This window comes from Ciceribacter lividus, from assembly GCF_003337715.1.
GTDB classification, from domain to species: domain Bacteria; phylum Pseudomonadota; class Alphaproteobacteria; order Rhizobiales; family Rhizobiaceae; genus Allorhizobium; species Allorhizobium lividum.
On sequence record NZ_QPIX01000017.1, the window covers coordinates 20,617 to 33,469 of the forward strand.

Annotated in this window: 12 protein-coding genes; 11 read left to right on the forward strand and 1 reads right to left on the reverse strand. The window is 64.7% G+C overall.

The window, feature by feature from the left end; genetic code table 11:
* From DFR48_RS21175 to DFR48_RS21185, 3 genes are read left to right on the forward strand one after another with little or no spacing between them, the layout of a single operon-like run.
* Positions 1–1,098: an ABC transporter ATP-binding protein gene (locus tag DFR48_RS21175; protein ID WP_114365207.1), complete on the forward strand. Its 1,098-nt coding sequence runs from the start codon at positions 1–3 to the stop codon at positions 1,096–1,098.
* Complete coding sequence (locus DFR48_RS21180; protein ID WP_114365208.1) at positions 1,091–2,086, forward strand: ABC transporter ATP-binding protein; 996 nt, start codon at positions 1,091–1,093, stop codon at positions 2,084–2,086. The genes DFR48_RS21175 and DFR48_RS21180 overlap by 8 nt, the downstream gene beginning before the upstream one ends.
* Before the next feature lie 11 nt (positions 2,087–2,097).
* The gene (locus tag DFR48_RS21185; RefSeq protein ID WP_114365209.1) at positions 2,098–3,753 is read left to right on the forward strand and encodes a dihydroxyacetone kinase subunit DhaK; all 1,656 of its coding nucleotides are present in this window, start codon (positions 2,098–2,100) and stop codon (positions 3,751–3,753) included.
* A gap of 91 nt (positions 3,754–3,844) precedes the next feature.
* Here the strand turns inward: DFR48_RS21185 and DFR48_RS21190 are convergent, their stop codons facing one another.
* On the reverse strand, positions 3,845–4,747 hold the full coding sequence (locus tag DFR48_RS21190) for a GNAT family N-acetyltransferase (RefSeq protein WP_210206028.1): 903 nt from the start codon (positions 4,745–4,747) through the stop codon (positions 3,845–3,847).
* A gap of 267 nt (positions 4,748–5,014) precedes the next feature.
* On the opposite strand from DFR48_RS21190, the gene argE reads away from it, so the two are divergent.
* The 8 genes from argE (at position 5,015) to DFR48_RS21230 (ending at position 12,847) form a co-directional block, all read left to right on the forward strand.
* Positions 5,015–6,139, forward strand: a complete 1,125-nt coding sequence (gene argE, locus DFR48_RS21195) for an acetylornithine deacetylase (RefSeq protein ID WP_114365211.1) — start codon at positions 5,015–5,017, stop codon at positions 6,137–6,139.
* Between the two features lie 13 nt (positions 6,140–6,152).
* The gene (locus DFR48_RS21200; protein ID WP_114365212.1) at positions 6,153–7,076 is read left to right on the forward strand and encodes a 2-hydroxyacid dehydrogenase; all 924 of its coding nucleotides are present in this window, start codon (positions 6,153–6,155) and stop codon (positions 7,074–7,076) included.
* 24 nt (positions 7,077–7,100) lie between these two features.
* Entirely contained in the window at positions 7,101–7,463 is a 363-nt protein-coding gene (locus tag DFR48_RS21205) for a cupin domain-containing protein (RefSeq protein ID WP_114365213.1), read from the forward strand.
* 162 nt (positions 7,464–7,625) lie between these two features.
* Positions 7,626–9,089, forward strand: a complete 1,464-nt coding sequence (locus DFR48_RS21210) for an aldehyde dehydrogenase family protein (protein WP_114365214.1) — start codon at positions 7,626–7,628, stop codon at positions 9,087–9,089.
* Between the two features lie 20 nt (positions 9,090–9,109).
* Positions 9,110–10,165, forward strand: a complete 1,056-nt coding sequence (locus tag DFR48_RS21215) for a tartrate dehydrogenase (protein WP_114365215.1) — start codon at positions 9,110–9,112, stop codon at positions 10,163–10,165.
* Between the two features lie 4 nt (positions 10,166–10,169).
* Positions 10,170–11,627, forward strand: a complete 1,458-nt coding sequence (locus DFR48_RS21220) for an NAD-dependent succinate-semialdehyde dehydrogenase (RefSeq protein ID WP_114365216.1) — start codon at positions 10,170–10,172, stop codon at positions 11,625–11,627.
* A 303-nt stretch (positions 11,628–11,930) separates the two neighbouring features.
* Positions 11,931–12,320, forward strand: a complete 390-nt coding sequence (locus DFR48_RS21225; protein WP_114365217.1) for a cupin domain-containing protein — start codon at positions 11,931–11,933, stop codon at positions 12,318–12,320.
* Between the two features lie 77 nt (positions 12,321–12,397).
* Positions 12,398–12,847, forward strand: a complete 450-nt coding sequence (locus DFR48_RS21230; protein ID WP_114365218.1) for a GNAT family N-acetyltransferase — start codon at positions 12,398–12,400, stop codon at positions 12,845–12,847.
* Positions 12,848–12,853 lie beyond the last annotated feature (6 nt).

Below are 12,853 nucleotides of genomic sequence, written 5' to 3' on the forward strand. Positions count from 1 at the left end.
ATGGCGCAGATCAGAATACAGAACCTGCGCAAGGAATTCGGCGCCTTCACCGCCGTCCAGTCATCGAGCTTCACGATCGAGGACGGCGAGTTCTTCATGCTGCTCGGACCTTCCGGTTGCGGAAAGACCACCACCTTGCGGATGATGGCGGGCCTCGAGCTGCCGAGCAGCGGCGAGATCCATATCGACGGCGAGGAGGTCGGCATGAAACCCGCCAGCCAGCGCGATATCGCCTTCGTCTTCCAGATGTTCGCGCTCTATCCGCACATGAACGTGCGCCGGAACATTTCCTATCCGCTGCTGAGCCAGGGCGTTCCCAAGGCCGAAGTCAGGACACGGGTCGAGGAGGTGGCGAGAATCCTGCGGATCGAAGACATCCTCGACAAGCCCGTGGGCGGATTGTCCGGCGGCGACCGCCAGCGTGTGGCGCTCGGCCGCGCAATCGTGCGCCGGCCGAAGGCCTTCTTCATGGACGAACCGCTCGGCGCACTCGACGCGGAATTCCGCGAGCACATGGCCGAGGAGCTTCGCGCCCTCCACGACCGGATCGGTGCAACCACCGTCTATGTGACCCACGACCAGCTCGAGGCGATGCAGATGGGTGACAAGATCGTCGTCATGAACCATGGCGTGGTCGAGCAGTTCGGCCAGCCGCAACAGATCTACGACTGGCCGGCGACCCGTTTCGTCGCCGACTTCATCGGTTCGCCGCCGATGAATTTCCTGGAGTTCGAGGGCATGATCGGCATCGGCGGCGACCACGTCGTTCTCGACGGGCAACGCTTTGCGGTTCCGGTGTCGCGGCAGGGCGCCGAGGGAAGGCTGACGCTCGGCGTCCGGCCTGAGCATGTCCGCTTTTCGGATACGTCAGCCTATCGCGGCAAGGTGCTCGCGACCGAGTATCTCGGCACGACCCAGATCATCACGCTCTCGACGCCGAACGGCAATATCAAGGCGCGGATATCCTCCGCCGACACCGTCAGGGAGGGCGAGATGGTCGGCCTGGAGTTCGACAACCGCACGCTGAGCATCTTTGCCGGTGAGCGCGGACATGCCCTGATCTCCGAAGGAAACGAAGGAGTGCTGCGCCATGGCTGAGGTCGTTCTCCAGTCCATCACGAAAAACTTCGCGGGCCACACGGCGCTCGCCGACGTGTCGATGACCATACCCGACGGCTCCTTCGTCGTGCTGCTCGGCCCGACGGGTGCAGGCAAGACGACCACGCTCAGGATGATTTCGGGACTCGATCATCCCGACCGCGGCGACGTCTTCATCGGCGGCCGGTCGATGAAGGGCCTCACGCCCGCAGAGCGCAACGTCGCGATGGTCTTCCAGCAATATTCGCTCTACCCGCACCTGACCGTGCGCGAGAACCTCGCCTTCCCGCTGAAGTCACCGCTTCTGAAAACCCCGGCCGGCGAAATCGAGCGCAAGGTGCGCGCCGTCGCCGAGACGCTCCGTATCGCCCACAAGCTCGACAACAAGGCGACGGCGCTTTCGGGCGGGGAGATGCAGCGGGTGTCGATCGGCCGCGCGCTCGTCCGCTCGCCCGAGATATACCTGATGGACGAGCCGTTGAGTTCGCTCGACGCGAAACTGAGGGCCGACCTGCGCGTGGAGCTGAAGAGCATCCAGGCGAATTCCGGGGCGACCCTCCTCTATGTCACGCACGATCAGGTCGAGGCCATGACCATGGCGACCCATATCGGTGTCCTGCATCACGGGCGGCTGGTGCAGTTCGGCTCGCCGCGGGACGTCTATGAACGTCCGGTGAGCCTCTATGCCGCCCAGCGGCTCGGGCAGCCTCGGATCAACGTTCTGCCGGCGAACCTCTTCCCGGCGGCACCCCCGCGTGCGGCGAGCATCGGCCTTCGGCCGGAGCACATCCGCCAAGGCAGCGGCGAGGACAGTCTGGTCACGCGCGTCGAAAGGCTCGGCGACCAGACGCGCTTGCACCTGTCCTTCCGCGGACACACCATCGTCACCGTCACCGAACCCCACACGACCCGGCGTGACGGAGAGATCGTCAAGATCGAACCCGTTGATCCACTCTACTTCGATGCCGACGGCATGCGACTCGCTTAAGGAAGGTTCCCATGGCTCAGTTCATCAACAAGAAAGAAGACGTCGTCATCGAGGCCGTGGAGGGCCTGCTGGCAACGGGCGCCGTGCCGCTGGCGCGCCTCGACGGCTATCCGCATATCCGCGTGATCGTCCGGGCGGACTGGGACAAGTCCAAAGTCGCGCTCGTCTCGGGCGGCGGATCCGGCCACGAGCCGGCGCATGCGGGCTTCGTCGGTGCGGGCATGCTGACCGCGGCGGTCTGCGGCGACGTCTTCGCTTCGCCCAGCGTCGATGCCGTGCTCGCGGGTATCCTCGCGGTCACCGGTCCGGCCGGCTGCCTCCTGATCGTCAAGAACTACACCGGCGACCGCCTGAATTTCGGACTGGCGGCGGAGCGAGCCCGGGCCTTCGGACTCAATGTCGGCATGGTGATCGTCGACGACGACATCGCCCTGCCCGATGTGCCGCAGGCCCGCGGCGTCGCCGGAACGCTGTTTGTGCACAAGATCGCCGGAGCGCTCGCCGAAAGCGGCGCTGACCTCGAAACGGTGACCGCTGCCGCGCGCAGGGTCATTGCGGCGACGAAGAGCATCGGCATGTCGCTCGATACTTGCACCGTTCCGGGGTCGCCGAAGGAAAACCGCATCCCGGCGGGCATGGCCGAACTCGGCCTCGGAATCCATGGCGAGGCCGGGGTGGAGCAGGTCGACTTCTCCGGCGCCCGATCGGCGATGACCGCCGTCGTCGCCAAGCTGCGGTCGGAAATCGGAGACAAGCCGCACGTCGCGTTGATCAACAATCTCGGCGGGACGTCGGTTCTCGAAATGTCGATCCTCGCCCATGAGCTGATCCAGTCCGACATCGGCGGGCTGATCAGCCACGTCGTCGGTCCGGCGGCCATGATGACCTCGCTCGACATGCGCGGCTTCTCCATCTCGCTTTACCCGGCCGAGGCCGACGATATCGCCGCACTTGCCGAGCCGGTCGGCCCTGCCGCCTGGCCGGGGCTCTCTCCTGTCCGGCCGGTATCGGTCGTCGCCTTGCCGGATGGGCTCACCCCGATCATGCCGCTGCCCTCCGACCACAGGCCGACCCGCGATTTCGTCACCGGCTGCTGCAACGTGCTGATCGCGGCCGAGGAGAGCCTCAATGCGCTCGACGCCAAATCCGGTGACGGCGACACCGGGTCGACGCTCGCCGGTGCCGCCCGCGCCCTCGTCAAGGCGATGGACAGGCTGCCGCTTTCCGACCATACGCAACTCTTCCGGGCGATCGGGCTCGAACTCAGCCAGACGATGGGCGGCTCTTCCGGCGTCCTGCTGGCGATCTTCTTTGCCGCGGCCGGCGACGGTGCATCGAGTGGTCTGCCGATCCGGGACGCTCTCAGGGCCGGGCTTGCGCGCATGCAGGAAATCGGCGGGGCGAAGGTGGGTGACCGTACGATGGTCGATGCGCTTGCCCCTGCTCTCGATGCGCTCGAAGGTGGACTGAAGGCGGCGGCGGAGGCGGCGCGCGCCGGCGCCGACCGGACCGCGACGCTCGCCAAGGCCCATGCCGGCCGTGCCGCCTATCTCAGCTCGCGGCAGCTCCTGGGGCACGCCGATCCGGGCGCCGAGGCCGTGGCGTTGCTGTTCGAATTCCTGGCCCGTTCCGCGAACGGTGAGGCGGTGAGCGCACTGGCCCGCTAGGAAGCAACGGACGTCGGGGAGACCTCGCCCCCGTCTGCGGCAATCACTTCAATAACGTGAGAGCGCACATGGCCGGCAGATGGCGAGTGCTTCACCCCATCGATTGGGAAGTGAGTACAAAGACCATGGCCTCTCCGTCCGCACCCGAACCATAATCGGCATGCTCGCCGAGTGTCATCGTCGTGACGGTATCGAACACCGGCAGCCCGCATTGCTGGACGAAGTTGGCGAATGCTCCTGCCTTGAAGTGCGTATCGAGACGGAGAAAGGTCCCTGCATGGGCAATCACATGCGGATGCACAACGGCAATCGCCTCCTCGTCGGAGTGGGCGACCACCGGCCCGACAACATGGCCGCGGCCGAAACGGCGACACATGGAGAAAGCCCTGAGGCTCTGCCCGCGGAAAAGCCCGTAGGAGACGGATTGTTCCAAGAGGCGCGCGAGATGAAGCGGTCGAGCGGCGCCGAAGGCCGGCGCATCGAGCGCCGTCATCTGGTCAAGATCGGCAGAAGAGAGCTGCCGAAGCGTCAGCCCGGCCGGGATGGGCGGCGCGTCCGGCAGTGGACGCGCATCGCCCTGACACTGATGGACGGTTGCCCTCGGCGAGAAACCCAGCGAACGATAGAGCCGATATGCAGCGCGCGTCGCGTTGAGCCTCAGTCGGCGCTTGCCGAATTCCTCGGCGATCAACTTCCGCATCAGCCATTGTGCCGCACCGTTGGTCTGCAGCCGCGGCGATGTGATGACCATGCCGATGGTCGCGAAGTCGTCACCGTGGGGAAACCACATCGCCGAGCCGAGCACCCGGTCGATCTCGTCCAGAGCGGCAAATCCGTGCCCGACTTCAAGCAGGGACCGCCAGTCCTCGGCGCGATGCGGCCAGCCGACTGCAATCGAGAGGGCATGCAGTTGCGAAAGGTCGACGTCCGCGATGTCGGCGAGACGCATGCGGAACGTGTCGACAACCAGGCTATCCGAGACTCCGGCCTCCAGCATCCCTCTCTCTTCCCTCAACCCTTCAGTTATAGATCCGACGTGTTCGCGAACCGCGACGCGTCCGACACTAAACTGCGTCCGGCAACACAATCCGCTTCTCTTCCACCTCTGCACGCAAGATTCGACTGAAAGGCGCGCACCTTCGGCATCCATTCCCTGCCCACGGGACTAGTCTTGCTCTCACCCCTTCCTCCAGAAGTTCCAATCTCCCCTCCCCGAGGGGCGACCGGCTCGGTCGCAACCAAAGCAGATGTGGCGGTACGAATGCAAGCAATCGACATCCTGGAAAAGCTCGTTTCGTTCCGCTCCGTTGTCGGCACCCCGAACGATGCGATCGTCGACTGGGTCCGCAGCTATCTCGAGGCGTATGGTGCGATCGTCCACGTCCTGCCCGGACCCGAGGGGGACCGCGCCAACCTCTTCGCAACGCTCGGCCCGCGCGACACAGCCGGTTATGTCCTCTCCGGCCACATGGACGTCGTTCCGGCCACCGAACCCGGCTGGACCAGCGACCCATTCCGCTTGCGCAAGGAGGCGAACCGCCTCTACGGGCGCGGCACGACCGACATGAAGGGCTTCCTTGCCGCCGCACTCGCGACCGTTCCGAAATTCGCCGAGCTGACGCTCGCGCGGCCGATCCACCTCGCCTTCTCCTATGACGAGGAGGCGGGTTGCCGGGGTGTTCCACACATGCTCGCACGCCTTCCCGATCTTTGCGCACCTCCCCTCGGGGCGGTGATCGGGGAGCCGAGCGGGATGCAGGCGATCCTCGCCCACAAGGGCAAAGCCGCGGCGAGGGTGACCATCGAGGGACGTGCCGGCCACTCCTCGCGTCCCGACCTCGGACTGAACGCGATCCACGGGATGGCGGCGGTGCTGACCAAGGCAGTCGCCGCCGCAACCGCGCTCACTGCAGGACCGTTCGATGCCACCTTCGAGCCACCCTATTCGTCGCTGCAGGTCGGCCGGCTGTACGGCGGGCGGGCAGTCAACATCATACCCGATCTCTGCGAGGCGGAGCTGGAGGCGCGCGCGATCGCGGGTGTCGACCCGCGACTTCTCCTGACGCCCGTGCGGGAAGCCGCCGAGGCGCTCACTGCGGATGGCTATGGAGTGACCTGGGAGGAACTCAGCAGCTATCCGGCCCTGTCGCTTCCGCGCACCGCGCCGCTTGCCGTTCTGCTCCGCGAACTCACCGGCCGGGAACCGCTTGCGGCGGTGAGCTACGGGACGGAAGCCGGGCTCTTCCAGCGGGCCGGCATCGACGCGATCATCTGCGGCCCCGGCGAGATCGACCGCGCCCACAAGCCGGACGAATATATCTGCACTGAGGAGCTCGCAGCCTGCGAGACGTTGCTGGAACGGCTCGGCCGGCAATGCCTGGCCTGAGCGGAAAAACGCCATGACCTTCCTGTTCCATTCCGACGCCGAGCGCGGTGCCGTGTTTCGAGAGATCTTTGCTCGTGAACTGCCCGACCTGCCCTTCTCCATGGATCCGGCGAGGGTCAATCCGGACGCCGTCCGTTACCTGATCACCTGGACGGTCCCTCGGGATCTGGCGCGCTACCGCAATCTGGAAGTGCTCTTCTCGATCGGCGCCGGTGTCGACCAGTTCCGGCTTGCCGAGGTCCCGGCCTCCGTGAAGGTCGTCCGCATGGTCGAGGACGGCATCGTCCGGATGATGCAGGAATATGCGGTGCTGGCGGTCCTTGCTCTTCACCGCGGCCTGCCCGCCTATCTCCGCCAGCAGCGCGACGAGGTCTGGCAAGCCCTGCCGCAAGCACAGGCCCGTGAACGCCGTGTCGGCGTGCTGGGGCTCGGCATGCTCGGCCGGGCGGTCATCGAACGGCTGAAACCCTTCGGCTTTCCGCTTTCCGGCTGGAGCCGGTCGCAACACGATATCGACGGCGTAACCTGCTTTGCAGGCAAGACCGGTCTCGACGCAATGCTCGCCGAAACCGACATCCTTCTCTGCCTCCTGCCGCTCACGGACGCGACAAGAGGATTTCTCGACGCCGACCTCTTCAACAGGTTGCCGCGCGGCGCCGGGCTCGTTCATGTCGGCCGCGGACCGCAGCTGAACCATGACGACCTGATCGCGGCTCTGGATGGCGGGCAACTGTCGGGCGCGATGATCGACGTCACCGAACCGGAACCGCTGCCTCCCGGGCATGCCTTCTGGAGCCATCCGAAGATCGTGCTGACGCCCCATGTGGCAAGCGTCACCCAACCGCAAACGGCAGCCCGCGCCGTGATCGACAACATCCGGCGCCTGCGCGAAGGCCTCGATCCCGTCGGGCTCATCAACCGCAACCGCGGCTACTGACATTCTCACCCTGAAAGGAAACCCATGTCGCTCCTCAAGACCATAGACCCGAACCCCTCCTTTGCGCCGCGCGAAAGCCTGCCACAGCCGGACCGCCTGATTGCGGGAAGCCCCAACTTCAAGACCTGGGCGCAGGACGTCGCACACGGAGACCTGGTGCATACCGGTGTATGGGAAGCGACCCCGGGCGAAACCCGCTCGATCAAGGGCGAGACCTTCGAATTCTGCCACATCCTCGCCGGTGTCGTCGAAATCACGCCCGACAGCGGGGAACCCGTAATCTACAAGGCGGGCGACAGCTTCGTTATGAAACCGGGTTTCGTCGGCGTCTGGAAGACGATCGAAACCGTTCGCAAGATCTATCTCACGGTCACCCCGAAAAACTGACCGACTAAGCCCGGCCCTCGGCCGGGAGCAATGTCCGCTTACCGTAGAATGCACTGCGGCAAGCCGGCAAAACGGCTTTTTCGGCCATCGCCGGCTTGCTGCTCGGATCAAGCTGCTCCGCCGGGTCGCCTACCATCCCTTCCAGTGATGAAAGGTGTACCCATGACACTGAGCTTTGATCCCGACAGCCTGTCCATTCCGGTCGGACACTTCATCGGCGGCCGGCTGGTCGCCGCAGACGGCGTCATCGAGATGCATCGCCCCTCCGACGGGCATGCGTATGCCGGCTGTCCCGTTGCCGACGGCAATGTGGTCGACGAGGCCGTGCAGGTGGCCAAGAAAGCCCTGAAGAACAGCAACTGGGGCGGCCTTCGCCCGCGTGAACGTACGCGCGTGTTGCAGCGCTGGGCCGATCTCATCGAAGAGGATGCCGGGACGCTTGCACGGCTCGAAGCCGTCTCCTCGACGCGGCCCGTCGGCCATCTGGTCGAGGGCGATATTGCCGTTTCGGCCGAGCAGATCCGTTTCTTCGCGGAATTCGCCGACAAGGAGGGCAGCGATCTCGTTCCGACCGATGATGCCAGCCTCGGCATGGTCATGAGCGAACCCTACGGTGTCGTCGGCGCGATCACGCCCTGGAACTTCCCGATCTCGATGGCGGCATGGAAGCTCGGTCCCGCGCTTGCCGCGGGCAATGCGGTGGTGATCAAGCCGTCGGAAATGACGCCCTTCACCACCCTCCGCCTCGCGGAGCTTGCCGTTCGCGCCGGCGTGCCGGCGGGGCTCGTCAACGTCGTGCTCGGCGACGGGCCGGTCACCGGCAATGCGATTACCGGCCATCCGGACATCGCCAAGGTGAGCTTCACCGGATCGACCCGCGCCGGCGCCGCGATCATGGAGAACATCGCCCGCACCGGCGTCAAGCCGATGACGCTCGAGCTCGGCGGCAAGAGCCCGCAACTCGTCTTTGCCGACGCCGATCTCGACAAGGCCGCGGCAGCGATCGCGGGCAGTATCCTTTCGAATGCCGGGCAAGCCTGTGTGGCCGGATCGCGGCTGATCGTCGAGGAGGCAATCGTCGAACCCCTCGTCGCGGCGATCATCGATCGCATGAAGGCTGCGAGCGCCGGCCCGACCTGGAGCGCGGCCAGCCAGTATTCGCCGATCATCTCCGAACGGCAGCGAGAACGCATCCATTCGATCGTCTCCGCGGCCGTCCGCGCTGGCGGCGAGTGCCTGACGGGCGGCGCTCCGATGGACGCACCCGGCTATTTCTATGAACCGACACTGATTGCCGGTGTCGGCGAGGATTCGCCCGCCGTCACTGAGGAAATCTTCGGCCCGGTGCTGACGCTGCAGACCTTCCGGGACGAAGACGAGGCGCTCTCGCTTGCCGATCACCCAGTCTATGGGCTGGCGAGCGGCCTCTTCACCCGTGACCTGTCACGCGCCCTCCGCCTCACGCGGCGGCTGCAGGCCGGCACGGTCTGGGTCAACCGCTACAGCCGCTCGCGCGACCATATCCTGCCGACGGGTGGCTACAAGCGCTCCGGCATCGGCAAGGATCTCGGACGCGAGGCCTATCACGCGAACCGCAGGACGAAGAGCGTCCTCATCAGTCTCTAGGAAACAGCCCGAGGAAATCCATGAAGGTCTACAAAATTGCGCAGATCCCCGGCGACGGCATCGGACGCGACGTTACTGCCGCAGCCTGGGCCGTCCTGACGAAAGCGGCGAGCGCTGCCGGGTTCAGGCTCGAAGGCCGCGAGTTTCCCTGGTCCTGCAAGTTCTACAAGGAAACCGGCATGATGATGCCGGAAGACGGGATCGAGACGCTGCGCGGTTTCGACGCCATCCTGCTCGGCGCCGTCGGCTGGCCGGCGGAGGTGCCGGATTCGGTCTCGCTTCACGGCCTTCTCCTTCCGATCCGCAAGGCCTTCGTCCAGTACGCCAACATTCGCCCGCACCGGCTTCTGCCCGGTGTACTGGGCCCGCTGAAGGCGGAAGGCTTCGACATTCTCTGCATCCGCGAGAACACGGAAGGCGAATATTCGGGGGCCGGCGGACGCGTCCATCAGGGCATGGACAATGAAGTCGCCGTCGAAACCTCGATCTTCACCCGCGAGGGCGTCGAGCGCATCATTCGCTTCGGCTTCGAGCAGGCGCGCGCGCGGCGGGGCAAGCTCGCCTCAGTGACCAAGTCCAACGCCCAGAAATATTCCATGGTCTTCTGGGACGAGATCACGAAGGCACTCGCCGCCGAGTACCCCGATGTCGAGGTCACGAGCTACCATGTCGATGCGCTTGCCGCCCGCATGGTCATGGCACCGGAAAGCCTCGACGTCATCGTCGCCTCCAACCTCTTCGGCGACATCCTGACGGATCTCGGTGCTGCCATCCAGGGCGGCCTCGGCTTTGCCGCCTCTGCCAATATCAATCCCGACCGCTCTGCGCCTTCCATGTTCGAGCCGGTTCATGGCTCCGCACCGGACATTGCCGGCAGGGGCATTGCCAACCCGATGGCCGCCATCCGGTCGGGCGCGATGATGCTGGAGCATCTCGGCGAAGCGGAAGCGGCCGCCGCCGTGATGACAGCGATCGAAAGAACGACGGCCACCGGCATCGGCACGGTGCCGGGGAAAGACTCGACCGATGTCATCACCGCCGCGGTCATCAAAGCGCTTACCGCCCAAGAAGGATAAATCCATGCTGAACCTCAAGGACAAGAGCCTGCTGCGCCAAGCTGGCCTCATCAACGGCGAATGGGTCGCCGCGCGCTCCGGCAAGTCCGTCGATGTGATCGATCCAGCAACACAGAACGCCATCGGCACCATTCCCGACATGGGCGGCGAGGAGACCCGCGCGGCGATCGTTGCAGCCGAGGCCGCCTTCAAGACGTGGAAGGCGAAGACCAATGCCGAGCGCGCGCAACTCATCGAGAAGTGGTTCGATCTGATGATCGAAAACCTTGACGATCTGGCACTGATCCTGACATCCGAACAGGGCAAGCCGCTGGACGAGGCGCGCGGCGAAATCCGCTATGGGGCCTCCTTCGTCAAGTGGTTTGCGGAAGAATCTCGCCGTATCAACGGCCACACAATCCCCGCGCCCTCGCGCGACCGCCGCATTCTGGTGCTCAAGGAGGCGGTCGGCGTCTGCGGCATCATCACGCCATGGAACTTCCCCAATGCGATGATCACCCGCAAGGTCGCCCCTGCCCTTGCAGCCGGCTGCACGGTCGTCATCAAGCCCTCCGAATTCACCCCCTATTCGGCGCTGGCACTCGGTGTGCTTGCCGAACGGGCCGGCATTCCGGCGGGCGTCATCAATATCGTCACCGGCATGCCGACGGAGATCGGCAACGAACTCATGGCAAATGAGACAGTGCGCAAGATTTCCTTCACCGGCTCGACCCGCGTCGGCTCGCTGCTGATGCGGGGGGCTGCCGACAGCGTCAAACGGCTGAGCCTGGAGCTTGGCGGCAATGCGCCCTTCATCGTCTTCGACGACGCCGATCTCGATCTCGCCATCGAAGGCGTGCTCGCCTCGAAATTCCGCAACGGCGGCCAGACCTGCGTCTGCGCCAACCGCATCCTCGTCCAGTCCGGCGTCTACGACGCCTTCGCCGCCAAGCTGAAGGCCCGCGTCGATGCCATGAAGATCGGCCCCGGCACGGATGCCGGCGTTGCCATCGGCCCGATGATCAACGCTGCGGCCATCGACAAGATCGAGCGCCACGTCGCCGACGCCCTTTCGAAGGGCGCAAAGATCATCACCGAAACGCCCGCCATGCCGAACGGCCGCCAATACACGGCCCCGATCGTGCTGACCGGCGCAACCACCGCCATGCTGCTCGCTGGGGAGGAGACCTTCGGACCCGTCGCACCGCTCTTCCGCTTCGAGACGGAGGAGGAGGCGATCGCGATTGCCAACGGCACGCCCTTCGGCCTTGCCTCCTATTTCTACACGGAGAACATGAAGCGCGCCTGGCGCGTCGGCGAGGCGCTGGAAGCCGGCATGGTGGCACTCAACACCGGCCTCATCTCCATGGAAGTCGCCCCCTTCGGCGGCGTGAAACAATCCGGCCTCGGCCGCGAAGGCGCCCAGGTCGGCATCGAGGAGTATCTGGAGATGAAGACCTTCCACATCGGCGGGCTTGCCTGAGACCGTAGATGGGTGGACGAATACAGCAAAGGGGCCGTGCGAGTGGCCCGTGGGCTGAAATGTGGAACTGAAGTGGATATGCATGTTGAGCCGCTTGCAGTGCAACGTTGCAGGCGGTTTTGATCGCTGTAGGTTTTTCGGAGAATGCTCTGAATGCAGGCCTTCAAGAAAACCGCCCGCCATGAAAGCGAGCCGCCTGATTCCGATCCAAACCGGATTTTTGCCTTGGACCGGTAGTGTCGGCCCCGCCCGCATGATACGCATGCGTTGCCCCCGTTCGCGAAGCCGAAGGAGACCGCAGCGATGAAGTGCCTGCGCATCTATGCAACCCCGGACGGTGAGTCTCACTTCGATGAAATCGAACTGCCCACCACGAAGCGGTCAGTTCATCCCGACGCCCTGCCGTTCGACGTCACCGCCAGCTATCCGGCATCCCGGGTCCGTATCACCCACATCCCCGCAGGCGTGCGTGAAGTTTCATGGCACACCGTACCGGAGCCCGTGCTGACGGTCAGGCTGGACGGCTCGGTGGAATATGAAACGAGCGATGGAGAGATCCGCCACGTTCCCGCCGGCAGCTTTGTGCTGGTGGAGGACACCCACGGCAAGGGCCATCTGTCACGTCATTCCCCGGAGGCGCAAACCGTCATCTGGATTTCGCTGCCGAACGGGCTTGAGCTGACGCAATCGTGACGCGGCGCGGCCTGTCGCGGAGATTGACCTCGCGCTCGCGGACATCCGTCGGAAGCACGTTCGGTATTGGAGATGCCATGCGAGTTGAACGAGCAGAACAGAACGATATCGAGCCTTGGATGACACTCGCTCAACAGGTCATTCCGTTCTTTGGCCCGATGCCCGACCTTGAAGTCATCGTTCAACGGAAAATCGCCCAGCAGCAAGCGTACTGCGTCCGCTCATCCAGTTCATTTTTGCTTGGTGCAATGCTAGTCGGCGGGAACGATAAGGAGTTCTGGATCAGATGGCTCGCCGTTTCAGCCGAAAGCAGGCGCAAGGGTTTCGGAAGGCTGCTTGTGGAGACTGCGATTCTTAAAACACCGCGGAACGCTGTCCTGATCGTTGACACATTTGCGGGAGGGAGTCCCGGAGCGAATGCGGCGGGTGGCCTTTACCGCGCTTGCGGATTCGAGCCGACAGAACTGTGGGAAAAGGATGGCGTCGTACGCCAGAGATATGTACGAAAGACCGCTTCCTCGACCTAGGGCGAA